The organism is Achromobacter sp. D10 (genome assembly GCF_035282245.1).
In the GTDB taxonomy this organism is placed as follows: Bacteria; Pseudomonadota; Gammaproteobacteria; order Burkholderiales; family Burkholderiaceae_B; genus Achromobacter; species Achromobacter insolitus.
The window spans coordinates 194227-220920 of record NZ_JAYJLE010000005.1; the positions used below are offsets into that span (position 1 = coordinate 194227).

Consider the following 26694-nt stretch of genomic DNA (forward strand, 5'->3'; position numbering starts at 1 on the left):
ATCGCGGGGCGGCAATGGCTACTTTAAAGCAATGCAAATATTGACAATTCTTGTGCGCAGCCGGACGCGGCTACCCCTGCCCCAACCACGGTAACGTTGCCGGGCGAACGCGGGGATCGTCCGGACTGGCTAGACGGAAAGACGCAGTCGATGCCGTCGCGCCTGACGCCCTGCCGGACCACGGGCAGCGGCGCCAAGGCTCACGCGTGCACGGGCGTGCAAAGCTCCACCAGCGTGCCGTCCGGGCACCGCACGTAGGACACGACCTGTCCCCAGGGCTTGGCCGCCGGGGCGCTCATTTCGGTTGCGCCTGCGGCCAGCGCCCTGGCATGCGCGGCAGCAACGTCATCGGTCACGAAGGCCACTTCCATGCCCAGGGGCTCGGCCGACGCGGAGGCCGCCACATGGCCGCCGGGGAAATTCGTCCCGGCCAACTCATGCGCGGCGAAAGACAGCGTGGTCTGGCCGGTTTCCAGTTCCCCGTAGGTCTGGGATTCATGCAGAAAACGCCTGACGAAACCGAATGCCTGCTCGAAAAACGACAGCGATGCGGCGACGTCGGGGACGTAGATGATGGTGTATCCGAATTTCATGGCGCGTCCTGGGAGATGAACGAAGGGAAATGGGCAAGGCCGGGGTGCATCAGTTTACTGTTTATTTATACAGTATTTAGATTTCAATGCACAGCCCTGATGTGTCCGCCTTTACGCCATCTGTTCTTCCAGGCCGCTGCTGGACCACCGGTCCACATCCCGGATCAGATACAGCACGAATTTGGTGTACGCCACGTCCAGCGCCAGCACCCAGGTCGTGCTGTCCGAGCGCGCGCATGACGCGCGGATCGCGCAGTCCAGCGTTTCGGCCAGATGGCTCACCGTCGTGCCCGACATCCGAAAACAGATCGGCGCCTGGCAGGAATGGCGGTGGGCATGCCGCAGCGCGGTGTCGCGCGCCTGCGCCGTGGCCTGTGTGTTGGCCACGTCACGCAGCAACCTGTTCAGGATTTCGCACCAGTCGGCCAGCAACTCATGCACGGCTCACCTCGCAGGGAACACGGATGGGGGTGGAAGGAGTGGCTAGGCGGCGTGCAACACGGTCACCAGCACGGTGGCATCGCGCACGCCCTGCAATGCGTGCGGCTCGTGGGCAGCCAGCGCCATGAGCTGGTTCTCGCGCAGTTGATGGATCCCCGCAGGCGAGGTCACCTCCACCTCGCCGGTGAGGCAATGGATAGTGATTTCGCCCGCCACGGCGTGTTGCGGCAGCCCCCTGCCCGCGGGCAGCACCAGTTGCAGCAATTGCATGTGCGCCGTCTTCATCAAACTGACGCTGACGGCCTCCCCGTGTTCACAGTGGAGGGTGCGAAGGTCGATAACATCCAGAAAAGCAGCGTGCTTGAGTGCCATGAAGGGCTCTCCCTAAGGTGCTGTTATTTGTGGTGCTGATCAGGGTGCTGCTTGAGGCGCGGTGAGCGGCTGATTTGGCAGGTGATTTGGGGGGTGTTTGGGTGAGTGATCACGCGGCGGTTTCACGCCCATCTACCGGCAAGCCTCCACCGAAGAGCGCGAAGATATATCAAAAATATGCTTTCGGCACGGGAGGTTATCCCTAGGGTGCAAGATTGATGGGGTAAAAGAAAAGCCCCCCGACACGAATGCCGAGGGGCTTGCAGGACAATGTTAAGAACCAACGCAGTGGTCAAACATTGCCCGAATTGGGTGGTGCGAAGGAGGGGACTCGAACCCCTACACCTGTTACGGCGTCAGGACCTAAACCTGGTGCGTCTACCAATTTCGCCACCTTCGCTATAGGCCAAGCCCGCTATTGTAGCTTGCTTGTTAAAATCTTGCGTCATGAATCCGCGCCTCGATGCTCTACACCCCTACCCGTTCGAAAAACTGCGGGCTTTACTGGCCTCTGCCAGCCAGCAGCCGGACGGCCTGACGCCCATCAATCTGTCTATCGGCGAGCCCAAACACGCCGCGCCCGCGCGCGTCGAGCAGGCGATCCGCGACAGTCTTGCGGGGCTGTCCGTCTATCCGTCCACCAAAGGCGATCCGGCGTTGCGCCGGGCGATCTCGGAATGGCTGGCGCGCCGCTACAGCATCCCTGCTCCCGATCCGGAAACACAAGTGTTGCCGGCGCTGGGCTCGCGCGAGGCGCTGTTCGCGTTCACCCAGACCGTTATCGATCCGTCCGCCGGCTCGGTAGTGATCTGCCCCAATCCGTTCTATCAGATCTACGAAGGCGCGGCCCTGCTGGCCGGCGCCACGCCGTACTTCGTCAACGCCGACCCCGTGCGCAATTTCGCCAGCGACTGGAACCAGGTGCCTGACGAAATCTGGAAGAAGACGCGCATGGTGTTTGTTTGTTCGCCGGGCAATCCGGCCGGCAACGTCATGTCGCTGGACGAATGGAAAACGCTGTTCGAGCTCTCCGACCGCCACGGCTTCGTGATCGTCTCGGACGAGTGCTACTCCGAAATCTATCTGGACGAAGGCAACCCGCCGCTGGGCGGCCTGCAGGCGGCCCGCCGCCTGGGCCGCGACTCCTACCGCAACCTGGTGGCGTTCTCCAGCCTGTCCAAGCGTTCCAACGTGCCTGGCCTGCGCTCGGGCTTCGTGGCCGGCGACGCGGCGCTGATCGGCCGATTCCTGCTATATCGCACGTATCATGGCAGCGCCATGAGCCCGATCGTATCCGCGGCCAGCATTGCCGCCTGGACGGACGAGGCGCACGTGAAGGACAACCGGCGCCTGTACCGCGAAAAATTCGACGCCGTCGTGCCCATCTTGCAGAAGGTCCTGGACGTCTCCCGCCCGCAAGCTTCGTTCTACCTGTGGGCGGCGACGCCCGGGTCGGACACGGCATTCGCGCGCGACCTTTTTGGCCGCACTGGTGTTACCGTGCTGCCGGGCAGTTTCCTCGCGCGCGAGGCGCACGGCGTGAACCCCGGCGAGGGCCGCATCCGCATTGCTTTGGTGGCGCCCTTGGCTGACTGCGTGCAGGCAGCCGAACGCATCGCCCATTTTGTGCATACTTCCGTTTGATCAACCTTTAAAAGCTGAGCCGCTATGACTCTCGACCTGCAGACCACCATCGAACAAGCCTGGGACGACCGGGCCAACCTGTCGCCCACCGACGCCAGCGCCGAAGTGCGCGAAGCGGTCGAGCACACCATCGACGGCCTGGATCTGGGCCGCTTGCGCGTGGCCGAGAAAATCAACGACGACTGGGTCGTGCACCAGTGGATCAAGAAGGCCGTGCTGCTGTCCTTCCGCCTGAACGACAACGCCATCATGGGCCAGGCTCCGCTGCAGTTCTACGACAAGGTGCCGCTCAAGTTCTCGGAATACGGCGACAACGCCTTCAAGCAAGGCGGCTACCGCGTGGTGCCGCCGGCCGTGGCTCGCCGCGGCGCATACATCGCCCGCAACGTGGTGCTGATGCCCTCCTACGTGAACATCGGCGCCTACGTCGACGAAGGCACCATGGTCGACACCTGGGCCACCGTGGGATCGTGCGCCCAGATCGGCAAGAACGTCCACCTGTCGGGCGGCGTAGGCATCGGCGGCGTGCTCGAGCCCCTGCAAGCCAATCCCACCATCATCGAAGACAACTGCTTCATCGGCGCCCGCTCGGAAGTCGTGGAGGGCGTGATCGTCGAAGAGAACTCGGTGCTGGCCATGGGCGTGTTCCTGTCGCAAAGCACCAAGATCTACGACCGCGCCACCGGCAAGATCACCTATGGCCGCGTGCCGTCGGGTTCGGTCGTGGTTCCGGGCTCGCTGCCTTCGGCCGACGGTTCGCACAGCCTGGCCTGCGCGGTCATCGTCAAGCGCGTCGACGCGCAGACCCGCGCCAAGACCAGCATCAATGATCTGCTGAGGGCGTAATGAGCACGACCTCGTCCGCCGTATTGGCTCTGGTCAAGGACCTGATTGCCCGGCCATCGGTCACGCCGGCCGATGAAGACTGCCAGGCGACTCTGGCAGCGCGCCTGGAACGCATCGGCTTCACCTGCGAGACCATCGCGCAGGGCGGGGTCACCAACCTGTGGGCGCGGCGCGGCAGCGCGGCGCCGGTGACCGTGTTCGCGGGTCACACTGACGTGGTGCCTCCGGGGCCGCGCGAGAAGTGGGAGAGCGATCCTTTCGTTCCGACCGAACGCGATGGCTACCTGTACGGCCGCGGAGCGGCCGACATGAAGAGCTCGATCGCCGCCTTCGTGGTGGCGGCCGAGGAATTCGTGGCGGCTCACCCCCAGCATGGCGGCTCGATCGCCCTGCTGATCACTTCCGATGAGGAAGGCCCTTCCATCGACGGCACGGCCATTGTCTGCGACGCGCTGAAGGCGCGCGGCGAACAGATGGACTATTGCATCGTCGGCGAGCCTACCTCCGGCGACGTGCTGGGCGACACCTGCAAGAACGGTCGCCGCGGCTCGCTTTCGGGCAAGCTCACGGTCAAGGGCATCCAGGGCCACGTGGCCTACCCTCACCTGGCGCGCAATCCAGTGCACCAGTTGGCGCCCGCGCTGGCCGAGATCGTCGGTATCGAATGGGACCAGGGCAACGAGTACTTCCCGCCCACCACGTTCCAGGTGTCGAACCTGAACTCGGGCACCGGCGCCACCAACGTGGTGCCCGGCGAGGCGGTGGCATTGTTCAACTTCCGCTTCTCGACCGCCAGCACGCCGGAAGGCCTGCAGGCGCGGGTGCACGAAGTCCTGGACCGCCATGGCCTGGAATACACGCTGGATTGGGAACTGGGTGGCGAGCCCTTCCTGACGCCGCGGGGTTCGTTGACGGACGCGCTGGTCTCGGCCATCCGCGACGAAACCGGCGTGACGGCCGAGCTCTCCACAACGGGAGGCACGTCCGACGGCCGTTTCATCGCCAAGATATGTCCGCAGGTCATTGAGTTCGGTCCCTGCAATGCCACGATCCACAAGGTCAACGAACGCATCGAAGTGGCCTCGCTGGATCCGTTGAAGAATATTTATCGGCGGACGCTGGAAAACCTCCTGCTCGCCTAGAAAGAACTCCCCTATGTATCAATCCGCTCGCCAAGAACTGCTGACCCTGCGCGACCTGATCCGTTACGGCGTATCGCGCCTGAACGGCGCCCAGGTCGCGCTCGGACACGGCAGCGACAACGCCTGGGACGAGGCAGTCTATCTGACCCTGCACGCCTTGCATCTGCCCCTGGACACGCTTGAGCCCTTTCTGGACGCCCGCGTGCTCAGCGAAGAACGCAATCGCGTGCTTGAACTGATCGACCGCCGCGTGACGGAGCGCCTGCCCGCCGCCTACCTCACCAACGAGGCATGGCTGCGCGGCCATCGCTTCTACGTGGACCAGCGCGTCATCGTGCCGCGCTCGCCCATCGCGGAATTGCTGGACGAGGGCCTGGCGCCCTGGGTTCAGGATGCGCTGGCTGTCGAGAACGTGCTGGACATGTGCACGGGATCCGGCTGCCTGGCCATCCTGTCCGCGCTGGCGTTCCCCTATGCCCACGTGGATGCCGTGGATGTGTCGCCGGACGCGCTGGAAGTGGCGCGCCGCAACGTCGACGACTATGGTCTGGCAGACCGTCTGGACCTGCACGAAAGCAATCTGTTCGACAGCGTGCCGCCGTGCCAGTATGACGTGATCATCTGCAATCCGCCCTACGTGAATAGCGGCTCCATGGACGCCCTGCCCCAGGAATACCGCCACGAACCGCAATTGGCCCTGGCCGGCGGCGACGATGGCATGGACCTGGTGCGCCGCATCCTGGAAGCGGCGCCGCGCTTCCTCAAGCCTGAAGGCGTGCTGGTGCTGGAGATCGGCCACGAGCGCGACTTCTTCGAAGCAGCGTTCCCGCAGCTGTCGCCCGTCTGGCTGGACACGGAACAAGCCTCCGACCAGCTTTTGCTGCTTACCCGCGAGCAACTGAGCCTGTGATACGCGCCACTGGATTGACCCTGCGCCGTGGCACCAAGGTGCTGCTGGACGGCGCCGAATTCGTTGTGCATCCCGGTGAACGCGTCGGCATCGTGGGCAAGAACGGTGCGGGCAAGTCCTCGCTGTTCGCGCTGCTGACCGGCGCACTGGACCTGGACGCTGGCAACCTGGCCCTGCCCGCCGGCTGGCGCATCGGCAGCGTGAAACAGGAAATCGAAGCGGACGAGCGCCCGGCGCGCGAGTTCGTCATCGACGGCGACACCCATCTGCGCGAGTTGCAGGCGCGCCGCGCCGAATTGACGGACGAGCAAGGCACCCAGATCGCGGAAGTGGAAGCGGCCCTGGTGGAAGCCGGCGCCTGGAGCGCGGCCTCGCGCGCCGAGCAATTGCTGGCTGGCCTGGGCTTCAAGCCGGCCGAATGGATGCAACCGGTCGCAAGCTTTTCCGGTGGCTGGCGCATGCGCCTGGCCTTGGCCCGTGCGCTGATGGCGCCGTCCGAATTGCTGCTGCTGGATGAACCCACCAACCACCTGGATCTCGACGCCATGCTCTGGCTGGAGAAATGGCTGGCTGCCTATCCGGGCACCGTCATGCTGATCTCCCACGACACCGAGTTCCTGGACGCGGTTGCCAAATCCATCCTGCATTTCGATCATGCCAAACTGATCCGCTATCGCGGCGGGTATAGCGACTTCCTGACGCAGCGCGCCGAACGCCTGCGCCAGAGCAATATCGCGTACGAACGCCAGACCCGCGAGGCAGCGCGTCTGCAAGGCTTTATCGACCGCTTCAAGGCCAAGGCCTCCAAGGCCAAGCAGGCACAGAGCCGCGTCAAGGCGCTGGCGCGCATGCAGGTGCTGGCGCCCTTGCACGCCGAAGCGGGCATCGACATCCGCATACCCTCGCCCGAGCAGGTGCCGGATCCGCTGCTGACCCTGGAACACCTGTCGGCTGGCTACACCGACGCGGACGGCAACGCCGTGCCCATCCTGCGTGACGTCACGCTGATGGTGCGCGCCGGCAGCCGCGTGGGCGTGCTGGGCGCCAATGGCGCCGGCAAGAGCACGCTGATCAAGACCCTGGCCGAAGAACTGCCGGTGCAGGCCGGTACGCGCCGCGCATCGCGCGGGCTGGCGATCGGCTATTTCCATCAGCATCAATTGGACATGCTGGACGTGGACAGCACGCCCATCGCTCACTTGGCGCGACTGGCCCCGGAAACCCGCGAGCAGGAGTTGCGGAATTACCTGGGCGGCTTCGGTTTTTCCGGCGACACGGTGACCAGCAAGGTCGGCCCCATGTCCGGCGGTGAAAAGGCTCGCCTGGCCCTGTCCCTGATCGTCTGGCAAAAGCCCAATCTGCTGCTGCTGGACGAACCCAGCAACCACCTGGACGTGGAAACGCGCGAAGCCCTGGCCGCCGCGCTGGCGGATTTCGGCGGCAGCATGCTGCTCGTATCCCACGACCGCCACCTGCTGCGCACCACCGTGGACAGCTTCTGGATCGTGGCTGACGGCGCCGTGCGCGAGTTCGACGGCGACCTGGAAGACTACCGGGACTGGCTTGCCGCCCGCAACGCTGGCGAACGGGCCGAGGCGGCACGCGAAAACGCCGAAGGCAACGAACCGGTCGTCGACCGCAAGGCCCAGCGCCGGGCCGAAGCCGAGCAGCGCCAGCGCCTTTCCGCCTTGCGCAAACCGCTGGAATCCAAGCTCGCCAAGGTCGAGGCCGAAATGGACAAGCTGCGCGCCAAGCTGCACGCGCTGGACGCCGTTATCGCCGACCCCGAGCTGTATTCGGATGCGCGCCGCGCCGAACGCCAGAAGGTCATGGCGGAACACGGCGAGCACGGCAAACGCATGGGCGAACTCGAAGAGCAGTGGTTGGAAATCCAGGGTTCGCTCGAGGAAATCGAGCAATCTGAAGCCTGATTCCCCGCGGCGGGCACCTCGCCCGCCGCCGCTCCGGTCCCGATTCACCTAGAAATAGAAATCGTTATCATTTATACTCTGCCGCGAATTTGACTCTATCTGGCGCCCGGCGCCGGCGACATGTCTTCGCTCACGGATGTATTCCTCCGCCATTACCGAGAGGTACTGGGTTTTCTCTCTTTGCGCACCGGCTCGCGCGACGTTGCGCAGGACTGCGCGCAGGACACCTGGATCAAGCTGGCGGAGTTCAAGGACAGGACGCGCCCTGACAACGACCGCGCCTACGTTTTCCGCGTGGCCGCCAACATCGCCACGGACTGGCACAGGCGCCGCAGCCGCGAACTGGCGGCCACCGCAGACTTCGCGGCCTCCCGGCCCGCCCTGCATGAACCCGACACCCTCGACGTGGCCGCCGCGCGCCAGATGCTGCGGCGGCTGGAGAAGGCCCTGCTGGCCCAGCCGCGCCGCAGCCTGGATGTCTTTGTGTTGCACCGGCATGAAGGCTTGAGCTATCGCGCCATCGCCCAACGCTTGGCGATTTCCGTCAGCGCGGTCGAAAAGCACATGATGCGCATCCTGCTGGCCTGCGACCAGGCGCTGGCATCCTGATCATGGCGCCTGCCGCCCCCGGGTCCCGGAGTACTCAAGAGGAAGCATCGCGCTGGGTGGTGCGCCACAGCGGCCAAGGCATGGACGCGCAGGCACAGGCGGAGTTCGAAGCCTGGTACCGCGCCGACGCCAGCCACGCCGCCGCCTATGAGCGCCTGTCGCGCCTATGGCGACGGATGGGCGAAATAGAGCGCGGCAAGCTTGCGCCTCGGCGTACGCGCAAACGCGGCGTGGCGGCCCTCGCCATTCTGGCCGCCTGGCCAGCCTGGCACCTGCTGCGCACAACCCACCTCGGGGCCGATTACTCCACCGGCGCCGAAGTGCGGCGGGTGATGCTGCCTGACGGATCCAGCGCCACGCTGGATGCCGATTCCGCCATCGCCATCGACTTCACCATGGGCAAGCGCGTAGTAACGCTCCTGGCGGGACAAGCCCTGTTTTCCGCCGCCCCACGTGCCCCGGGAGGCCCGGACTTCCTGGTGATCACGCCGGAGGCCTCCGCCGCCGCTCTCGGCACCCGCTATGCCGTTGCGCACGATGCCGGCGGCACGCGCGTCGTCGTGTACGAACATCGCGTCGCGGTCCAGTGCAAGCGCTGCCAGGACAGGCAAAGCCTGATGCTGGGCGCCGGCGACGGCGCCACCGTGTCGGCGGCGGGCATCACCCGGCTCGCCGCGGCCCCGCAGGAACGCGGGCCCGACTGGAGCCAGGGATTGCTGGCCTTCAACGATATCGCCTTGCCCGAAGCCGCCGCCAGGCTTTCCCGGTATGGCGGCAAGCACATCCTGGTGGTGGGCGAAGCCGCGCGCAGCTTGCGCGTGTCGGGCACCGCCAGCATCGGCGATCCCAAGCGCGCCCTGGCGTTGCTGTTGGCACAGTCCAAGGTGGACATCACCGACCTGCCCGGCCTGCTGATCGTGCGCTGAAACCGATTGAGCCAATTAACAATCGGTAAATGAGAATCGATATAAATTATTCATGAGCAATCCACTGAGGTAAACCGCGCCTGGACACGTCCTACGGCTGACATCAACACCCGCTTGGACGCATTTATGTCGCTTCACCCTATTGACCGGCGCGCTCGCCGGGCTGGCGCTACGGCGGCGCTGCTCATCGCCTCCTTGATCACGATTACTCCGGCTGCTGCCCAGCCTGCCGCCCCCACCGCCTATAACCTGCCGGCGCAGCCGCTGGGGGACGCGCTGCTCGCACTGGGCCGGCAAGCCAGCCTGGAGATATCGTTCCCGCCCGCGGCAGTGGCAGGCAAGGTCTCGCCCCCGCTACAGGGGGAGTATTCGCCGCTGCTTGCCCTGAATCATCTGCTGGCGGGCTCCGGGCTGTCGTTACGGGCAGACGGCCCCCGCCGCTACATCGTGTACGTGGACAAGACCACTCAGTTTTCCGCCTTGCGCCTGGACGCCGTGCGTGTCTACGGAGAGCAGATCGGCGAACGCATCTACACCCGCGAGGACATCGCCGAAACCCCCAGCTCCAATCGCGACCTCAGCACACTGGTGGCAACGCATCCGGCCGTGCGCACCAATCCGGGTGCCGCCGGCTCGCAAAACCGCGGCTCGCTGAACGTGGAAGACATTTCGTTCCACGGTTCCAGCCCCTATCAGAACCTGTTCCAGCTGGACGGCATGGACGCGACCAATCGCGTGGACCCGGCCAGCAAGAACCTGAACCTGCAGGTCGGCAACGTACCCAGCAACCCTCAGTCGTACTTCGTCGACACCAGTCTGCTGGATGAGGTGCGCGTGCACGACAGTTTCGTGCCAGTGGAGTACGGCCGCTTCACGGGTGGCGTCGTGGATGCAAGATTGCGCCGGTTCTCCGGCGAGAATCGGCTCAACCTCGACTATCGCTGGAACACATCCAAGATGACGCGGCAGGAGGTGGCCGAAGGCGAGCAGAACAGTTGGGCCCAGGGCAAGCCGGGCTACTCGCCGGAATGGAAAAAGCGCTTCTATTCCGCCGTAGGCGACCTCGCCTTCAATGAAAAATCGGGAGCGGTACTGGCCATGTCGCGGCGCGAATCGGACATCACGCGCTGGAACATGGGTGTGGACGCAAAGGGGCAGCCAGCCCCGGGACAGGACACCTACAGCGACCGGATCGACAATTTCCTGGGCAAGTTCAGCGTGCGCGCCAGCGCCGACACCACCGCCGACCTGACCCTGAAGTACAGCGACCGCAGCGAAACGCTGGCCAGCGACCTGTTCCGGCATACGCGTTGGGACAACAACCATGCCGCGCGCGGCATAGGCGCGAATGTGGACCACTATTTCCAGGGAGGACGGCTGGCGCTGCAGGCGGGCTGGGATCGTTCGCTCAGCAACCGGGAGTCCGTCGGCGACGAGCTGGTGACGTTTCGCCCCTATGGGCTGCCGCTGTACACCGCCGGCGGCTTCGGCAAGGAACAAACGCGCCAGGACACCTGGACACTGAAAGGCCGGATCGACCTGGATCCGATGCGCACGGGCGTATTCACGCACATCCCCTATGCGGGCATCGAACTGAACCGGGTACAGGCGAACTTCGAACGCTTCCAGGAAAGCCACTCGTATCAACGCGCCTACAACCGCGACGGCAGCTACCGGGATTTCAGCAAGGTCCGCTACCTGCCCGGAACCGTGGACGTGAACTACAACATGGCGAGCCTGTACTTGTCGGATCGCATCGAATGGGAACGGCTGGCCCTGGACGCCGGCCTGCGCTATGACCGCGAGACGTTCCTGCAGAGCGGCAATGTGTCGCCACGCACGCGGCTGGACTGGGATGTGACCGGTTCGGGCGACACGTTGCTCAGTGCAGGCTGGTCGCGCTACTACGGTTCCGGCGTGCTGGAGACAGCGCTCGAAGAAGAAAGAAGCCGCTTGCGGCGGCAGGTTCTGGACAGGAACGGAAATCCCGTGGCGGATGGCAGCAAGGAATATTACGTCCAGTACAAGGGCCTGCGCATGCCGTATGACGACGAGTGGGCGGTATCGCTGCGCCAGCGCATGGCGGGCATGGAAGGCGTGCTGAGCTATGTGCGCCGCAACGGCCGCGATCAGTGGACCAAGACCGGCAACGAAAAGGACGGCTACCGCTATACCAATGCCGGCTTGTCCACGACCGACGGTGTCAGCCTCTCGGTGCGCACGCTGGAGCCCTGGCGGCTGGGTGAAACGCGCTGGAACATGCAGGCGAGCTGGAGCTGGCAGAAGCGCAAAACCAACGCGGACCTGGTCGAAGGCTATACCGGCGATGCCCGCGATCCCGACGAATACGTGATCTACAACGGCTCGCGCATGCGCGCCATCGACTTGCCCCCCTCCTCTTTCTACCAGCCGCAAGTCGCCACGCTGAGCCTGGTCGGCGCATGGCCGCGCGCCGGCCTGACCTGGAGCAACATGGTGAACTGGCGCAGCAAGCGCGATGCCACCATCTACGTGGGATTGGGGCCGCGCCCGGACTACCTGGACCGCTTTGAGTCCGGCGAGATCCCGTCCTACTGGACCTGGGACACCAAGCTCGCCTGGAACCCGACATTCGCGCGCAGCTTGGAGTTCACGGTCGAGGTGCTGAATGTGCTGGACCGCCGGCCAGCCCTGACGGCCAGCAACCCAAATCTCAGGACCAACCGCAGCACTTACCAAACGGGACGCGAGCTATGGCTGCAAGTCGGTTATCGGTTCTGATCCTGGGCGCCGCGCTGACGCTGGCGAGTTCCGCATCCCGTGCGGATCCGGAACCCATCACGGGCCTGCCGGTCTGCAAGAACTCGGCCGGTTGGGATGCCGCGTGCCTGCGGCGGCACTACTCGGGTCCGCCTGCGTCCTGGCCTGCACCCACGATCGATCCCGGCGTGACCTGGCGTGAATGGGGGCCGGTGCCGCCCGCCGCCAGCCCTCCCCTGGGCTGGACGGCGCCCAATGGCGGCCAGCAGGAACTGGCCGCCGACGTTGCCCGTCCCGCGGTCGTTGCGTTGGGACAGATGCTGTTCTTCGACACCCGGTTGTCGCGCAAGGGCCAGGTGTCCTGCGCTTCCTGTCACGTGCCGCAGCGCGCTTTCACGGACGGCCTCGCGCTGGCGATCGGCGAAGACAAGCTGATGGGCAGGCGGCGCTCCATGCCGTTGTATGCGGCGCCGTTCGCGCCGCGACTATTTTGGGACGGGCGCGCCGCCAGTCTCAAGGAACAGGTGCTGGGCCCATTGCACGATCCCCGTGAAATGAACCACGATGCCGACGGCGCCGTGACGCGCCTGCTGGCAAGCGAGCCATATCCCGCTCAGTTTCTCCAGGCGTTTGGCCCAGCGTCCGCGTCGCAACCTCCGGTGGACGCGGACCGGTTGGCTCGCGCGCTGGCCGCCTACGTGGCAACGCTGCGGCCTGAGCCCACGCGCTTCGATGCGTTTCTGGGCGGCCAATCGGACGCTCTGGACGACGGCGAGCTGATCGGCATGCATCTGTTCCGCACCCAGGCCCGCTGCATGAACTGCCACAGCGGCCCGATGCTGACGGACCACCAGTTCCACAACATCGGCCTGTCGTTTTATGGGCGTCGCAACCAGGACCTGGGCCGCTACGAAGTGACCCGCGCCCCCGCCGACCTGGGCGAGTTCCGCACGCCCAGCCTGCGCAATGTGTCGCGGGCCGGCCCGTGGATGCACAACGGCTTGTTCGCAGACCTCAAGGGTTTGCTGCGCATATACAACGCCGGCATGGGCCGAGACCCGGCGCCCGCCGATCCGCCCGATCCGTATGCGCCGCGCAAGTCCGAGCACATCCGGCCGCTGGCGCTGAGCGCGGACGAGATCGACGCCTTGCTGGCGTTCATGAAGGTTCTATAAGGGGAAAGCGGAAAGGCGGCGGCCCGATGCCCCGGGCGCCGCCGGCCTGGCTTTACGAGTAGGGACGCTCGCGCAGGCGGGTGTGGTGATCGACCACGGTGTCGATCACTTCGCGCAAGATGGTTTCGGCAAGCGCGGGCGGCACGCCAGCCTCTTGCGCGAGGCGGCGGATGCGCTCGACCTGCTGTTCCTCGCGCTGGGGATCCACCAGATCCATGCCCAGCTCGCGCTTGAGTTCACCGATCATGTCCGTGCAACGGAACCGCACGCCCAGGAGCAGCATGATCTGCTGGTCGATTTCATCGACCTCGGCGCGCAGCGACGCCAACTCGGCTTTGGGAGAATCGTTGTTGGCCATGTATGTCAACCTTGAACAATATCGAGCTTGGCGATGCCCAACGCCAAAGTCTTGGCGCCCACGTCGCGGAACTGGATTTCAGCCTGGGCGTCCTGCCCTGCTCCGCTCAAGCCGATGATCGTGCCCTCGCCGAACCGCGCGTGGTGCACGCCCTGACCTACACGATACTGCTTGTCGCCCACCGTGACACCGGTGGTGACGCTGCGGGCTTGACGCGGCGCAATGGTATTGGTGGGCTTGCGTCCAAAAGCGTCACCCCGATTGCCGCCTCCCCAGCCTGCTCCCGTACCGCCGATCTGCGCGAGGCCCGCCTTGGGCGACAGCCACTTCAGATGCTGCTCGGGAATTTCGTCCAGGAAGCGGGAACGCATCGCGTAACGCGTCTGGCCATGCAGCATCCGGCTTTGCGCCAGGCTGATGTACAGGCGCTGGCGCGCGCGCGTGATCGCCACGTACATAAGGCGGCGCTCTTCCTCGAGCCCGGACGCTTCCAGCACGCTGTTTTCATGCGGGAACAGCCCCTCTTCCAGCCCGGTGATGAACACGGCGTCGAACTCCAGGCCCTTGGCGGCGTGCACGGTCATGAGCTGCACCGCATCCTGCCCCTGCTGGGCCTGGTTGTCTCCCGCTTCCAGCGCCGCATGCGACAGGAACGCGGCCAGCGGTGTCAGGCCATCGGACGCCACGACGGGCGCGTCCACCACGCCCGCATTGAGCGTGGATGCCGTGTCCTGTTCGGGCACCACGCCGGCAGGCATGCCGTCGTAGTTCTCCTCGGACGCGAAAACCGCCGCGGCCGTGATCAGTTCGTTCAGGTTCTCCAGGCGTTCCGCGCCTTCGCGTTCGGCCTTGTAATGCGCGTTCAGGCCGCTGGCCTCGAGCATGTGCTCGACCATTTCCGGCAGCGGCAGGTCACGGGTTTCTTCGATCAGGCGGTGGATCAGCTGCGCGAACTGGGCCAGATTGGATCCGCCCTTGCCGCCCACCAGCGCCACGGCCGCGTACAGGCTGGTGTCGTGCGCGCGCGCGGCGTCGCCCAATTGCTCCAGCGTACGCGCGCCGATACCGCGCGTGGGGAAGTTGACGACCCGCATCCACGAAGTGTCATCGTGGGGATTGGCCATCAGGCGAAGATAGGCCAGCGCGTGCTTGATTTCCTGGCGCTCGAAAAAGCGCAGTCCGCCGTACACCTTGTAGGGGATGCCAGCGGAGAAGATGGCATGTTCCAGCACACGCGATTGCGCATTGCTGCGGTAGAGCACGGCGATCTCGCGGCGCAGGCTGCCTTCGCGGATCAAGGAACGGATCTCGTCCACGATCCACTGCGCTTCCATGCCGTCGGACGGTTGTTCGATGACGCGCACCGGCTCGCCGTCGCCCTGCTCGGTCCAGAGGTTCTTGCCCAGCCGGCCGGTATTGTGGCCGATCAGCGCATTGGCCGAATCCAGGATGTGGCCGTAGGAACGGTAGTTCTGCTCCAGGCGGATCACGGTGCCGCGCGCGTAATCGCGCTCGAAGTCGGCCATGTTGCCGACGTTGGCGCCTCGGAACGCATAGATGGACTGGTCGTCGTCGCCCACCGCGAAGATCGCGGCGCCGCCGCCGGCCAGCAGGCGCAGCCACTTGTATTGCAGCGTGTTGGTGTCCTGGAACTCGTCGACCAGGATGTGGCGGAAGCGGCGCTGGTAGTGCTCGCGCACGGGCGCATTGCGCGACAGCAGCTCGTAGGCGCGCAACAGCAGCTCGGCGAAGTCCACCACGCCCTCGCGCAGGCACTGGGCCTCGTAGAGCTGGTAGATCTCGATCAGGCGGCGGCGATGGGCATCATAGGCTTCGACATCGGCCGGACGCAGGCCCTCTTCCTTGGCGCCGTTGATAAAGCGCTGCACATCGCGGGGAGGATACTTCTCGTCGTCGACGCCGTTGGCCTTCATGAGGCGCTTGATCGCCGCCAGCTGGTCGGTGACGTCCAGGATCTGGAAACTCTGCGGCAGGCCCGCATCGCGATGGTGCGCACGCAGCATGCGGTTGCACAGCCCGTGGAAGGTGCCGATCCACAAGCCGCGCGTATCGATCGGCAGAATGGCCGACATGCGCGCAAGCATTTCGCGCGCCGCCTTGTTGGTGAACGTAACCGCCAGAAGCCCAAAAGGCGAAGCCTGGCCGGTTTGAATCAGCCAGGCCATGCGGGTGGTGAGCACCCGGGTCTTGCCGCTGCCCGCCCCGGCCAAAACCAGGGCGTGCTGCGGTTCTAAGGTTACTGCGGCGCGTTGTTCAGGATTGAGCTTCTCTAGCATCATGCCGCGTAGCGGCGCAGACGTTGAGCGAATTGCTCGAGCCCGGCGATGCCGCTTTGCTGGGCGCGCTGGCACCAGGCCTGCAGGTCATGAAGGAGCTGTTCGCTGCTGGCGCTGGAGCTTTCCCAGATCCGGCCGAGTTCGCGGCGCATCTGCACCAGGGTGGCCAAGGACTTGTTCTGGGCGATGGCCTGATCCACGGCGGCAACCTGTTCGGGCTGCAGGATGTCCTCGTTGCGGTGGATGGCGCGGCGCACGCTGTGCAGCTTGGTCCAGTCGCATTCGGCGCTGCCCTTGTTGCGCGAATCCTTCAGCTTGGCCAGCTCTTCGCGGGCGGCGCTCTTGATCACGTCCGCATAGCGGGCCATGACTTCGTAGCGGTGCGTGATCACGCCCTGCAGGGTGCGCAGGTCGATGCCGGTCTTGCTGTCGTCCAGCTTGAGCTTGGGCGCGACCTTCTTGATCTTGGCCAGGCCAAAGAACTTGAGGATGTTGATGTAGCACCAGCCGATGTCGAACTCGTACCACTTGGCCGAGAACTTGGCCGACGTGCCATGGGCGTGGTGGTTGTTGTGCAGCTCTTCGCCGCCGATCACGATGCCCCAGGGGAACACGTTGGTGCTGGTGTCCGGGCTGTTGTAGTTGCGGTAGCCCCAGTAGTGGCCGATGCCGTTGACGACGCCGGCGGCCCAGAAGGGAATCCAGGCCATCTGCACGGCCCAAACCGTCACGCCGATGGCGCCGAACAAGGCGATGTCGATGGCGAGCATGGTCAGCACGCCCCACAGGCTGTGCTTGCTGTAGACGTTGCGCTCGAGCCAGTCGTCCGGCGTGCCGTGGCCGAACTTGGCCATGGTTTCCTTGTTGTTCGATTCTTCGCGGTACAGTTCCGCGCCGCGGAACAGCACCTTCCAGATGCCGAACAGGATGGGCGAATGGGGATCGCCTTCCTTTTCGCACTTGGCGTGATGCTTGCGGTGAATGGCCACCCATTCCTTGGTGACCATGCCGGTCGTCATCCAGAGCCAGAAACGGAAGAAGTGCATCACGGCTGGATGCAGATCCAGACCACGGTGCGCTTGGCTGCGATGGAGGAAAACCGTGACCGACACAATCGTGATGTGCGTCACAACCAGAGTGAACACGACAATCTGCCACCAAGTCGCTTGGGTCAGACCGCCGGCAATGAAGGAAAGGATGTAATCCATAAAGCTGTTAGGAGCCTCGCTAGAGAAGTGCCTGGAGTTTAGCTTACCTTGGCCGACTTATGACAAGGTAGTTTCAAAATAGTTTTTGAGCGAAATCAAGGACTAAGCCCCGGTTTTTCAGGGCAAAAACCCACTCTCGCCACCCGAAACGCAGGTTGCGAGGCCGAGCCTTGCGGCACACGGCGCTAGGGCCGTCCTCCCCAGGGAAAGTGGGGGGCATACGCGAAGGCGCAAGAGTTGGGCTCAATTTCGCGATTAAAGTTCCTGTCAGCTTGGTATCCGGTCTTGAAGCAGACTTGCGGCTGGCGCACACTGCGGGTGCTTTGCCTACCAAACTGTCTCTTTTGTCCCACTGATGTTGCTGAAACAAATACGTCCCTATTTTTTTTGCATCCTGGCCTCGCTGGGAACCGCCCTGCCCGCCGCCGTTTCCGCGCAAACGCTGAAGTCCGGCGACGTCGCCGTGCTGGCCTCGTACTACGAGATCCGCGGATCGGATTGCCTGGCGTTGCGCGCGCCGCGGGTCGCGCTGACCATGACGCCGCGCCTGGGCAAGGCCAACATCATGCAGACGCGAGGCCAGTCCAGCGATTCCGGACGTTGCGCATACCAGACCGTGCCGGTGTCCCAGGTAATCTACCAGGCGGACCAGGCAGGTAGTGACACCCTGGCCTGGGAGGTGAAATACCAGAACAAGACCCTGGGCACGCGGCGCTACAGCGCCACGGTGGTGGTGACGCCGGGTCCCTGACCCGGCGCCTGCGTTCAGGCCGGCTGGTCCTGGTCGCCGGCCGGGATTTCTCCGGCGGGTTCCTGGGGCGCAACTTCGCTGGTTTCCGCCGCCTGGGCGTCGTCCGCTCCGGCTGCCACACCCTTCTTCCGCCGCTCGAACACGGCGGCGAAAAAGCCGTCGGTGCCATGCACATCGGGACGCAGCTGGACGTAGGGGCCGTCCAGCTTCAGGTTTTCGCAACGGGCAGCCAGGATCTCCGCGGCATCCAGGCGTTCGAAATCAGGATGGCTGGCGAGGAAACGCTCGGCCTGCACTTCGTTTTCCTCGGCCAGCAGGCTGCAGGTGGCGTATACCAGGCGCCCTCCCGGGGCGACGCAGCGCGCCGCGCTATTCAGGATACGTTCCTGGAGCTGCCCCAGTTCGGCCAGCGCCTCGGGATGCTGGCGCCATTTCAGGTCCGGATTGCGGCGCAGCGTACCGATACCGCTGCATGGCGCGTCAACCAGTACGCGCTGAGCCTTGCCGGCCAGGCGCTTCACGCGGGCATCGTTTTCGCTATCGATGACCACGGGCACCACGTTGGACAGGCCGCTGCGCGCGAAACGGGGCTTGGCACGCGCCAGGCGGGCCGCGGATACGTCGAATGCGTACAGGCGGCCGGTGGAGCGCATCAGCGCGCCCAGCAGCAAAGTCTTGCCGCCAGCGCCGGCGCAGAAGTCGATGATCATTTCGCCGCGGCGGGGGCCCACCAGCAGCGCCAGCAACTGGCTGCCCTCGTCCTGGACTTCAATGCTGCCGTTCTCGAACTGCGGCCAGCGATTGATGGCCGGACGCCCTTCCATGCGGATGCCCCAGGGCGAATAGCGCATGGCAACGGGCTCGTAGCGGCCGGCGCCTTGCTGCAGTTCAGCGAGCATGGCGTCGCGCTCGACCTTGAGGGGATTGACGCGCAGATCCAGGCTGGCCTGGCGGTTCAACGCCTCGATCAGGGTGTCAGGGCTGTCCATGGCGCCCAGACGCTCGTCCAGCCAGTCCGGAATGCTGCCTCGCACGGCGCGCGGCAGGGTCGCCAGGTCGATTTGCGACACGCGCTGGAGCCATTCGGCTTCGGCGGCGTCCATGCCTTCGGCGAGTTCGTTGGCGCCCAGCGTCGCCGCCAGGCCCAGGATGGCCAGGCGGCGCGAGGCGGGCCCGACGCCGCTTTCACCGAATTGGCGGTACCGGCGCAGATGGCGCAGCACGTCGTAAACGGCTTCGGCGACCTCGGAACGGTCGCGCGCGCCCAGGTTGGGGTGGTTGCGCAGCCAGTGCGACAGGGCCGCATCGGCCGGATAGGTCCACTGCAGGATCTCGCCCAGGACGCGCTGGACCTGGTCTATGCGGATCGCCGCGTGCGACAGGCGCGGGCGGTTGAATTGGGGCTTCGGCGGACGGTCCTGGCCGCCGTATCCTTGACCGTGGCCGCCCTCGCCGCCACGCGGACCGGCGTACTGGCCGCGCTCGCCGCCTCGGGGAGAGCCATGGGACGGCCGCGCATCCTGCCGGCCTTCACGGCGTTCCGAACCGTAGGACGCGCGTTCGCCGCCTCGGCCTTCGCCGCGCGGAGCGTCATAGGACGGGCGCGGACCCGTACGGCCTTCACGGCGTTCCGAACCATAGGAACCGCGTTCGCCGCCTCGGCCTTCGCCGCGCGGGGCGTCATAGGACGGGCGCGGGCCCGGACGGCCCTCGCGGCGTTCCGAACCGTAGGAACCGCGTTCGCCGCCTCGGCCTTCGCCGCGCGGAGCGTCATAGGACGGGCGCGGGCCCGGACGGCCTTCATGGCGCTCGGAACCATAAGAAGCGCGTTCGCCGCGGCCCTCGCCGCGCGTCGGATCGAAGGACGGACGGGGGCTCGGACGGCCTTCGCGACGGTCCGAACCGTAGGAACCGCGTTCACCGCCGCGGCCTTCGCCGCGCGGCGCGTCGTAGGACGGGCGCGGCGTCGGTCGACCGCCCGAGCGCTCGTCGCGGCTGCCGCCGGAACGGTCGTCGCGGGCGCTGTCGCGTGCGATAGGGGCCCGCGCGTCGCCCTTGGGACGCGAGAAAAAGGACCGACCGTCGCGGCCTTCGGAGGCGGCCCTGGCGGCGCCTGCCGGACGAGAACGCGGAGATTGGGGTTTAGTCATGGTGTATTCCAGTGGGGCGGAGGGCTTCCGCCCGAAAAATGCGGTTCAGGGCCGATCAAGCGGCCGGCGACCAGGCGAAAAGGCGGTCGGGATCGCCCAGCACGTTTACGCGGTGGTCGCTGGTCAGGGTAACCCGGCCTTCGGCGAGCCAGCGCACCGCCGCCGGAAACGCCCGGTGTTCCACCGCCAGCACGCGCTCGGCCAGCGACTCGGGCGTGTCGCCCGCCAGGACCGGCACGCAGCCCTGCGCAATGATGGGGCCGTGATCCAGCACCGGCGTGACGAAGTGCACGGTGCAGCCATGCACGCGCACGCCAGTCGCCAGGGCCTGGGCGTGCGTATGCAGCCCCGGAAATGCCGGCAACAGGGACGGATGGATGTTCACCAGCCGGCCGGCATAGTGATTGACGAAGCCCGGTGTCAGCACGCGCATGAAACCCGCCAGAATGACGTAATCGGGCTCGTACCGGTCGATTTCGGCGGCCAGCGCGGCGTCGAAGGCTTCGCGGCTGGCGTAGTCCTTGTGGTACAGCGCGGCGGTGGGGATGCCCTGATGGGACGCCCATTCGAGGCCCGCGGCTTCGGGCTTGCTGGCAATGACGGCGGCGACTTCGGCCGGCCAACCTTCGTTACGGCAAGCCTGGGCCAACGCCTGCATGTTGCTGCCGCGCCCCGAAATCAGGATGACGAGGCGGCGTTTGGGGGGAGATATTTCCGGCAAGATAAGGAATTCCAAGGGAAATCGGGCTCGTCCGCCCCCGGCAATCCCGCGTGCGGCAATGGCCTGGACGCGCGGCAGGAAAGGACAGGAACAAACCCGGAATCCAAAATTGTAAACTCTCGCTCGTGAAACCATCGCTGCGCATCTACCGATCCCTGCCCCCGCCCGACCGGCGCGCCCCTTGCGCGCTGACGATCGGCAACTTCGACGGCGTCCATCGCGGACACCAGGCCATGCTGGCGCGCGTCTGCCAAGTCGCGCGCGACCGCAACCTGACGCCCGCCGTGATGACCTTCGAGCCGCATCCGCGGGAATATTTCGCCACGCTCAACCAACGCCCGGAATTGGCGCCCACCCGTATATCGGGTTTGCGCGACAAACTGGCGGCGCTGGCGCGCTACGGCATATCCCAAGTCGTGGTGGAACGCTTCAACGCCCGCCTGGCCGAAATGTCCGCCAATGCCTTCATCGAGCAACTGCTCGTGCAGGGGCTGCATGCCAAATGGCTGCTGGTGGGCGAGGATTTCCGTTTCGGGCACAAACGCAGCGGCGACATCGACCTGTTGCGCGAGGCCGGCCTGCGCCATGGCTTCGAGGTGCAGACCCTGTCTGACGTGACCGACCAACAGGGGCACCGGATATCGAGTTCCGAGGTGCGCACCGCGCTGGCGGTGGGCGACCTGGAACGCGCCCGTCATCTGCTGGGGCATCCCTACCACATCAGCGGCCATGTGATCCACGGGCAGAAGCTGGGCCGCACGCTGGGTTTTCCCACCATGAATCTGCGCGTGGCCGAGCGCTGCGCCGCGCGCTCGGGCATTTACGTCGTGCAGGTCTACGGCCTGGCAGACCATCCGCTGCCGGCGGTCGCCAGCCTGGGCGTGCGCCCCACCGTGGAAGATCGTGGGCGCGTGCTGCTGGAGTCACACCTGCTCGACGAGACTGTCGACGCTTACGGTAAACTCGTACGCGTCGAGTTCCTGCAAAAGCTGCGGGACGAAGAAAAATTTCCTGACCTCCCTTCCCTGACTGCCGCCATCGCCGAAGACGCGCGAAACGCGCGCGCCTATTTTGCCGTTCATGGACTATAAAAAGACCCTCAACCTGCCCGACACCCCCTTCCCCATGCGGGGCGACCTCGCCCGCCGCGAGCCCGACTGGATTTCGCAGTGGGAGGAAAACCACGTCTACCAGGCGATCCGCGCCGCAAGCCGCGGCCGGCCACGCTTCGTGCTGCACGACGGCCCGCCTTACGCCAACGGCGACATCCACATCGGCCACGCAGTCAACAAGATCCTGAAGGACATCATCGTCAAGAGCCGCAACATGGCCGGCTATGACGCGCACTATGTCCCGGGCTGGGACTGTCATGGCATGCCGATCGAAATCCAGATCGAAAAGAAGTACGGCAAGCACCTGCCCGTGGCCGAAGTGCAATCCAAGGCCCGCGCCTATGCGCTCGAACAGATCGACCGCCAGCGCAAGGACTTCAAGCGCCTGGGCGTGCTGGGCGAGTGGGATCGTCCCTACATGACGATGAACTTCAGCAATGAAGCCGACGAGATCCGCGCGCTGGGCCGCATCCTGGACAAGGGTTATGTGTTCCGCGGGCTGAAGCCCGTGAACTGGTGTTTCGACTGTGGTTCGGCGCTGGCCGAGGCCGAAGTCGAGTACGCCGATCGCGTGGACCCGGCGGTCGACGTGGCCTTCCCGTTTGCCGAGCACGCCAAGCTGGCCAAGGCCTTCGGCCTGGACTCGGTGGACGACGGCGCCATCGTCATCTGGACCACCACGCCCTGGACGATTCCGTCCAACCAGGCGCTCAACCTGCATCCGGAAATCGAATACGCGCTGGTGCGCGTGTCGCCCGTGCCGAAGTTCGGCCCGCTGCTGCTGATCGCCAAGGAGCGCGTCGAGGACTGCCTGAAGGCCTGGAACCTGGAAGGCGAAGTGATAGCCACGGCCCCGGGCTCGGCACTGTCGGGCATTGAATTCCGCCATCCGCTGGCGCAATTCAACGCCGCCTACGACCGCAAGTCGCCGGCCTACCTGGGCGACTACGTAACGGCCGACTCCGGCACCGGCGTGGTGCACTCGGCGCCGGCCTACGGCATCGAGGACTTCCTGTCGTGCAAGGAACACGGCATGAAGGACACCGACTTCATCAGCCCGGTCATGGGCGACGGCAAGTACGTGGACAGCCTGGCGCTGTTCGGCGGCCTGTCCATCTGGGACGCCAACCCGAAGATCGTCGAGGCACTGCAGGAAGCCGGCGCGCTGATGCACGTGGAAAAGCACAAGCACAGCTACATGCATTGCTGGCGCCACAAGACGCCGATCATCTACCGCGCCACCAGCCAGTGGTTTGCCGGCATGGACGTCGCCCCCAAGGACGGCGGCCCGACCCTGCGCGAATCGGCGCTGGCCGGCATCGACGCCACGGCCTTCTATCCGGCCTGGGGCCGCGCCCGCCTGCACGCCATGATCGCCAACCGCCCCGACTGGACCTTGTCGCGCCAGCGGCAATGGGGCACGCCGATGGCCTTCTTCGTGCACAAGGAAACCGGCGAGCTGCACCCGCGCACGTCCGAATTGCTTGAGCAGGTGGCGCAGCGTGTCGAGCAAGGCGGCATCGAGGCCTGGCAGACGCTGGATCCGCGCGAACTGCTGGGCGACGAAGCCGACCAGTACGAAAAGAACCGCGACACGCTGGACGTCTGGTTCGACTCGGGCAGCACGCACGCGACCGTCCTCGGTGGCAAGGACGGCGACTTCGCCGGTTCGCACGGCGCTGAACTGGCCTGGCCCGCCGATCTGTACCTGGAAGGTTCGGACCAGCATCGCGGCTGGTTCCACTCATCGCTGCTGACCGGCTGCATGCTGTATGGCCAGCCTCCCTACAAGGCGCTGCTCACGCATGGCTTCGTGGTGGACGGCCAAGGCCGCAAGATGAGCAAGTCGGTGGGCAACGTGATCGCCCCGCAAAAGGTGTCCGACTCGCTGGGCGCGGAAATCCTGCGCCTGTGGGTCGCATCCACCGATTACTCGGGCGAGTTGTCCATCTCGGACGAGATCCTCAAGCGCGTGGTCGAAGGCTACCGCCGCATCCGCAACACGCTGCGCTTCCTGTTGGCCAACCTGGCCGACTTCGACGCCGTGACGCAGGCCGTGCCCTACGGCGAACTCTTCGAGATCGACCGTTACGCGCTGGCCATGACGGCGCAGATGCAGGCTGAAGTCCAGGCCAACTACGAACGCTACGACTTCCACCCGGCTGTGTCGCGCTTGCAGACCTTCTGCTCGGAAGACCTGGGCGCGTTCTACCTGGACATCCTCAAGGACCGCCTGTACACGTCGGCCGTGGACAGCCGCGCGCGCCGCTCGGCCCAGACGGCCCTGCTGGACATCACGCAGACGCTGCTCAAGCTGATGGCCCCGATCCTCTCCTTCACGGCCGAGGAAGCCTGGAAGGAGCTGGTCGATTCCGCCCTGAAGAACCAGGCCGACGCCGCCCGCACCACGATCTTCACCGAGGTCTACCACGTCCTGCCGCCGTTCGCGGACGCAGACGCCCTGTCGGCCAAGTGGACCCGCCTGCGTGCCATCCGCGCCGAAGTCCAGCGCAAGCTGGAAGAAGTGCGCACGGCCGGCGACATCGGTTCCTCGCTGCAGGCCGAAGTGGATCTGTATGCCAGCGGCGCCGACCAGGAACTGCTGGCCAGCCTGGGCGACGACCTGCGCTTCGTGCTGATCGTCTCGCGCGCAACCGTGCATGCGGGTGAAGGCGAGACCCGCGTCGAGGTCACGCCGTCCACGCACAAGAAGTGCGAGCGCTGCTGGCACTGGCGCCTGGACGTGGGCCAGGACGCTGATCACCCCGAGATCTGCGGCCGCTGCGTGTCCAACCTGTTCGGCTCGGGCGAAGCCCGCGACAAGGCCTGAGCATGGCTCGCGCCTCCGAACCGGAAGTGGCCGGCGCTGCGGCGCCTGCCCGCCCCGCGCCGGCGCGCGTGGGCGGCTGGCTGGCGCTGGCGCTTGCCATCATCGTGCTGGACCAGTTGACCAAGATCTACTTCAACACCTCGTTCCAGTACGGCGAACGCGTCAATGTGCTGCCGGTCTTCGACTTCACGTTGATGTACAACCGCGGCGCCGCATTCAGTTTCCTGGCGTCCGAGGAAGGCTGGCAGCGCTGGCTGTTCACCGGCCTGGGCTGCGTGGCGGCGGTGGTCATCACCATCATCCTGCGTCGCACCCATGGCCAGCCCCGCTTCAGCCTGGCGCTGACCCTGATCCTGGGCGGCGCCATCGGCAACGTCATCGACCGCGTGGTCTATGGCCACGTGGTGGACTTTCTGCTGTTCTATTGGAACGACTCCTACTTTCCCGCCTTCAACCTGGCGGACGTAGGCATTACCTGCGGCGCCGTGCTGCTAGTGCTGGACGAGCTTCTGCGCGGCCGCAAGGCCAAGGCCAAGGCCTGACCATGGCTTGCCGGGGCGCCCGCCCCGGCCTCCCCCGCCGCTTTCTCCTGCTTTTTGTTCTGTTTGATGCCCCCTGAACGCATCGCGAACGGCGCAATGCCGCAATGCAGAATAAAATCACTGTCCGTTCCTCGTTTTCACGGCGCTGAACCCGCCGCCTCCCTCATGCTCGATCTCGCCCGCAAACGCATCGTCCTCGGCCTGACCGGCGGCATCGCCTGCTACAAAATCGCCGAGTTGGTGCGGCGCATGACCGAACAAGGCGCCACTGTGGATGTGGTGATGACCGAGGCGGCCACGCACTTCATCACCCCAGTCACCATGCAGGCCCTGTCGGGCCGCCCCGTGTTCGTGGACGCCTGGGATGCCCGCGTGCCCAACAACATGGCGCACATCGATCTGACGCGCGGCGCGGACGCGGTGTTGATCGCGCCCGCCAGCGCCGACTTCATGGCCAAGCTGGCGCATGGCATGGCGGACGACCTGCTGTCCACGCTATGCCTGGCGCGCGCCTGTCCCCTGCTGGTCGCCCCCGCCATGAATCGTGAGATGTGGGCCAATCCGGCCACGCAGCGCAATGTCGAGCAATTGCGCGCCGATGGCATCAGCGTGCTGGGCCCCGCCGCCGGCGAACAGGCTTGCGGCGAAACGGGCGACGGCCGCATGCTGGAAGCGCATGAACTGCTGACCGACCTGATTGCCTTCTTCCAGCCCAAGCTGCTGGCTGGCCGTCACGTCCTGCTGACCGCCGGCCCCACCTCCGAACCCGTGGACCCGGTGCGCGTGTTGAGCAACCGGTCGTCCGGCAAGACCGGCTATGCCTTGGCACGCGCCGCGCGCGAAGCCGGCGCCCGCGTCACCCTGATTTCAGGCGCGACCTTCCTGCCGGTGCCGCGCGGCGTCACCGCGCTGTCCGTCACCACCGCTCGCCAGATGCACGACGCCGTAATGGCCAGCGCGGCCGACGCGGACATTTTCATCGCCGTGGCCGCAGTGGCGGACTGGCGCGTCAAGAACGTCAGCACCCAGAAGCTGAAAAAAACCAGCGAGGGCGGCGGCGCCCCCTTGATGGAATTCGAACCCAATCCGGACATCCTGGCCGAAGTGGCCAAGCTGCCCAATGGCCCCTGGTGCGTGGGCTTCGCCGCTGAAACCGAAAAGCTGGCCGAGCATGCCGAAGCCAAGCGCACGCGCAAGGGCATCCCGTTGCTGGTGGGGAACCTGGCCCATAAAGTCATGGACGCGGACACGACCGAGCTGGTCTTGTTCGACGAACACGGCACGCACCCCCTGCCCGCGGCCGACAAGCTTGACGCGGCGCGCCGCCTGATCGCCGAAATCGCAGCCCGATTGCCCGGTTAAAAACGGGCCTGGTATCCAGGCCTTGATACCGATGA

The 26694-nt window shown here is 65.5% G+C and carries 22 protein-coding genes and 1 tRNA gene; 14 read left to right on the forward strand and 9 right to left on the reverse strand.

Annotated elements, in window-relative coordinates; genetic code table 11:
- Positions 1–200: 200 nt before the first annotated feature.
- The 4 genes from VCS63_RS16865 to VCS63_RS16880 all read right to left on the reverse strand — a co-directional run bounded on the left by VCS63_RS16865 (position 201) and on the right by VCS63_RS16880 (position 1806).
- Complete coding sequence (locus VCS63_RS16865) at positions 201–593, reverse strand: VOC family protein (RefSeq protein ID WP_042794109.1); 393 nt, start codon at positions 591–593, stop codon at positions 201–203.
- A 111-nt stretch (positions 594–704) separates the two neighbouring features.
- Complete coding sequence (locus VCS63_RS16870) at positions 705–1034, reverse strand: hypothetical protein (RefSeq protein WP_042794110.1); 330 nt, start codon at positions 1032–1034, stop codon at positions 705–707.
- A 42-nt stretch (positions 1035–1076) separates the two neighbouring features.
- Positions 1077–1304, reverse strand: a complete 228-nt coding sequence (locus VCS63_RS16875; RefSeq protein WP_223306494.1) for a hypothetical protein — start codon at positions 1302–1304, stop codon at positions 1077–1079.
- Between the two features lie 415 nt (positions 1305–1719).
- Positions 1720–1806, reverse strand: a tRNA-Leu gene (locus tag VCS63_RS16880).
- 47 nt (positions 1807–1853) lie between these two features.
- Here VCS63_RS16880 and dapC point away from each other — a divergent pair.
- From dapC to VCS63_RS16925, 9 genes are all read left to right on the forward strand, one after another.
- Complete coding sequence (gene dapC / locus VCS63_RS16885; RefSeq protein ID WP_042794144.1) at positions 1854–3050, forward strand: succinyldiaminopimelate transaminase; 1197 nt, start codon at positions 1854–1856, stop codon at positions 3048–3050.
- A gap of 24 nt (positions 3051–3074) precedes the next feature.
- The gene (gene dapD / locus VCS63_RS16890; RefSeq protein ID WP_042794146.1) at positions 3075–3896 is read left to right on the forward strand and encodes a 2,3,4,5-tetrahydropyridine-2,6-dicarboxylate N-succinyltransferase; all 822 of its coding nucleotides are present in this window, start codon (positions 3075–3077) and stop codon (positions 3894–3896) included.
- Positions 3896–5038, forward strand: a complete 1143-nt coding sequence (gene dapE, locus VCS63_RS16895; RefSeq protein WP_042794147.1) for a succinyl-diaminopimelate desuccinylase — start codon at positions 3896–3898, stop codon at positions 5036–5038. Before dapD ends, dapE begins: the two co-directional genes overlap by 1 nt.
- A 13-nt stretch (positions 5039–5051) precedes the next feature.
- Complete coding sequence (gene prmB / locus VCS63_RS16900) at positions 5052–5948, forward strand: 50S ribosomal protein L3 N(5)-glutamine methyltransferase (protein ID WP_063642408.1); 897 nt, start codon at positions 5052–5054, stop codon at positions 5946–5948.
- Complete coding sequence (locus tag VCS63_RS16905) at positions 5945–7879, forward strand: ABC-F family ATP-binding cassette domain-containing protein (RefSeq protein WP_323880464.1); 1935 nt, start codon at positions 5945–5947, stop codon at positions 7877–7879. The genes prmB and VCS63_RS16905 overlap by 4 nt, the downstream gene beginning before the upstream one ends.
- A 120-nt stretch (positions 7880–7999) precedes the next feature.
- On the forward strand, positions 8000–8488 hold the full coding sequence (locus VCS63_RS16910; protein ID WP_042794149.1) for an RNA polymerase sigma factor: 489 nt from the start codon (positions 8000–8002) through the stop codon (positions 8486–8488).
- 2 nt (positions 8489–8490) lie between these two features.
- Positions 8491–9414, forward strand: a complete 924-nt coding sequence (locus tag VCS63_RS16915; protein ID WP_323880466.1) for a FecR family protein — start codon at positions 8491–8493, stop codon at positions 9412–9414.
- Between the two features lie 126 nt (positions 9415–9540).
- Complete coding sequence (locus VCS63_RS16920; protein ID WP_323880468.1) at positions 9541–12174, forward strand: TonB-dependent receptor; 2634 nt, start codon at positions 9541–9543, stop codon at positions 12172–12174.
- The gene (locus VCS63_RS16925) at positions 12147–13328 is read left to right on the forward strand and encodes a cytochrome-c peroxidase (protein ID WP_323880470.1); all 1182 of its coding nucleotides are present in this window, start codon (positions 12147–12149) and stop codon (positions 13326–13328) included. The genes VCS63_RS16920 and VCS63_RS16925 overlap by 28 nt, the downstream gene beginning before the upstream one ends.
- Before the next feature lie 52 nt (positions 13329–13380).
- Here VCS63_RS16925 and VCS63_RS16930 read toward each other — a convergent pair whose 3' ends face one another.
- The 3 genes from VCS63_RS16930 to VCS63_RS16940 are packed head-to-tail and all read right to left on the reverse strand — an operon-like array spanning position 13381 to position 17191.
- Positions 13381–13686 carry a chorismate mutase gene (locus VCS63_RS16930; protein WP_042794152.1) on the reverse strand — a complete coding sequence of 102 codons (306 nt, stop codon included), beginning with the start codon at positions 13684–13686 and terminating at the stop codon, positions 13381–13383.
- A gap of 5 nt (positions 13687–13691) precedes the next feature.
- A complete protein-coding gene (locus VCS63_RS16935) occupies positions 13692–15986 on the reverse strand; it encodes a UvrD-helicase domain-containing protein (RefSeq protein WP_063642404.1) in 2295 nt (764 codons plus the stop codon).
- Positions 15983–17191 carry a fatty acid desaturase gene (locus tag VCS63_RS16940; RefSeq protein WP_042794154.1) on the reverse strand — a complete coding sequence of 403 codons (1209 nt, stop codon included), beginning with the start codon at positions 17189–17191 and terminating at the stop codon, positions 15983–15985. Before VCS63_RS16940 ends, VCS63_RS16935 begins: the two co-directional genes overlap by 4 nt.
- Before the next feature lie 355 nt (positions 17192–17546).
- Between VCS63_RS16940 and VCS63_RS16945 the strand changes: the two genes are divergently transcribed.
- Positions 17547–17942 (forward strand): hypothetical protein, encoded by a 396-nt coding sequence (locus VCS63_RS16945; RefSeq protein ID WP_042794155.1) that lies wholly within the window; start codon positions 17547–17549, stop codon positions 17940–17942.
- A 14-nt stretch (positions 17943–17956) separates the two neighbouring features.
- On the opposite strand, the gene VCS63_RS29760 is transcribed toward VCS63_RS16945, so the two are convergent.
- Together VCS63_RS29760 and purN are read right to left on the reverse strand one after the other, a co-directional pair.
- Positions 17957–19303: an RsmB/NOP family class I SAM-dependent RNA methyltransferase gene (locus VCS63_RS29760; RefSeq protein WP_416379201.1), complete on the reverse strand. Its 1347-nt coding sequence runs from the start codon at positions 19301–19303 to the stop codon at positions 17957–17959.
- Positions 19304–20147: 844 nt separating this feature from the next.
- Entirely contained in the window at positions 20148–20804 is a 657-nt protein-coding gene (purN, locus tag VCS63_RS16955; protein WP_088607760.1) for a phosphoribosylglycinamide formyltransferase, read from the reverse strand.
- A gap of 134 nt (positions 20805–20938) precedes the next feature.
- On the opposite strand from purN, the gene VCS63_RS16960 reads away from it, so the two are divergent.
- From VCS63_RS16960 to coaBC, 4 genes are all read left to right on the forward strand, one after another.
- The gene (locus tag VCS63_RS16960; RefSeq protein ID WP_063642401.1) at positions 20939–21904 is read left to right on the forward strand and encodes a bifunctional riboflavin kinase/FAD synthetase; all 966 of its coding nucleotides are present in this window, start codon (positions 20939–20941) and stop codon (positions 21902–21904) included.
- Positions 21894–24755, forward strand: coding sequence for an isoleucine--tRNA ligase (ileS, locus tag VCS63_RS16965; protein WP_323880474.1), 2862 nt, complete (start codon positions 21894–21896; stop codon positions 24753–24755). Before VCS63_RS16960 ends, ileS begins: the two co-directional genes overlap by 11 nt.
- A gap of 2 nt (positions 24756–24757) precedes the next feature.
- A complete protein-coding gene (gene lspA, locus VCS63_RS16970; protein ID WP_112965821.1) occupies positions 24758–25297 on the forward strand; it encodes a signal peptidase II in 540 nt (179 codons plus the stop codon).
- A gap of 165 nt (positions 25298–25462) precedes the next feature.
- The gene (gene coaBC, locus VCS63_RS16975) at positions 25463–26659 is read left to right on the forward strand and encodes a bifunctional phosphopantothenoylcysteine decarboxylase/phosphopantothenate--cysteine ligase CoaBC (protein ID WP_063642399.1); all 1197 of its coding nucleotides are present in this window, start codon (positions 25463–25465) and stop codon (positions 26657–26659) included.
- Positions 26660–26694: the final 35 nt, after the last annotated feature.

Bases quoted from the DNA above. Each gene is read 5' to 3' on its own strand.
- VCS63_RS16925 (WP_323880470.1), top strand. From the start codon at position 12,147: ATGGCTGCAAGTCGGTTATCGGTTCTGATCCTGGGCGCCGCGCTGACG.
- dapE (WP_042794147.1), top strand. From the start codon at position 3,896: ATGAGCACGACCTCGTCCGCCGTATTGGCTCTGGTCAAGGACCTGATT.
- VCS63_RS16945 (WP_042794155.1), top strand. From the start codon at position 17,547: ATGTTGCTGAAACAAATACGTCCCTATTTTTTTTGCATCCTGGCCTCG.
- coaBC (WP_063642399.1), top strand. From the start codon at position 25,463: ATGCTCGATCTCGCCCGCAAACGCATCGTCCTCGGCCTGACCGGCGGC.
- VCS63_RS16915 (WP_323880466.1), top strand. From the start codon at position 8,491: ATGGCGCCTGCCGCCCCCGGGTCCCGGAGTACTCAAGAGGAAGCATCG.
- VCS63_RS16930 (WP_042794152.1), bottom strand. From the start codon at position 13,686: ATGGCCAACAACGATTCTCCCAAAGCCGAGTTGGCGTCGCTGCGCGCC.
- prmB (WP_063642408.1), top strand. From the start codon at position 5,052: ATGTATCAATCCGCTCGCCAAGAACTGCTGACCCTGCGCGACCTGATC.
- dapC (WP_042794144.1), top strand. From the start codon at position 1,854: ATGAATCCGCGCCTCGATGCTCTACACCCCTACCCGTTCGAAAAACTG.
- VCS63_RS16920 (WP_323880468.1), top strand. From the start codon at position 9,541: ATGTCGCTTCACCCTATTGACCGGCGCGCTCGCCGGGCTGGCGCTACG.
- VCS63_RS16935 (WP_063642404.1), bottom strand. From the start codon at position 15,986: ATGATGCTAGAGAAGCTCAATCCTGAACAACGCGCCGCAGTAACCTTA.
- VCS63_RS16875 (WP_223306494.1), bottom strand. From the start codon at position 1,304: ATGCAATTGCTGCAACTGGTGCTGCCCGCGGGCAGGGGGCTGCCGCAA.
- VCS63_RS16865 (WP_042794109.1), bottom strand. From the start codon at position 593: ATGAAATTCGGATACACCATCATCTACGTCCCCGACGTCGCCGCATCG.
- VCS63_RS16910 (WP_042794149.1), top strand. From the start codon at position 8,000: ATGTCTTCGCTCACGGATGTATTCCTCCGCCATTACCGAGAGGTACTG.
- dapD (WP_042794146.1), top strand. From the start codon at position 3,075: ATGACTCTCGACCTGCAGACCACCATCGAACAAGCCTGGGACGACCGG.
- VCS63_RS16940 (WP_042794154.1), bottom strand. From the start codon at position 17,191: ATGGATTACATCCTTTCCTTCATTGCCGGCGGTCTGACCCAAGCGACT.
- lspA (WP_112965821.1), top strand. From the start codon at position 24,758: ATGGCTCGCGCCTCCGAACCGGAAGTGGCCGGCGCTGCGGCGCCTGCC.
- ileS (WP_323880474.1), top strand. From the start codon at position 21,894: ATGGACTATAAAAAGACCCTCAACCTGCCCGACACCCCCTTCCCCATG.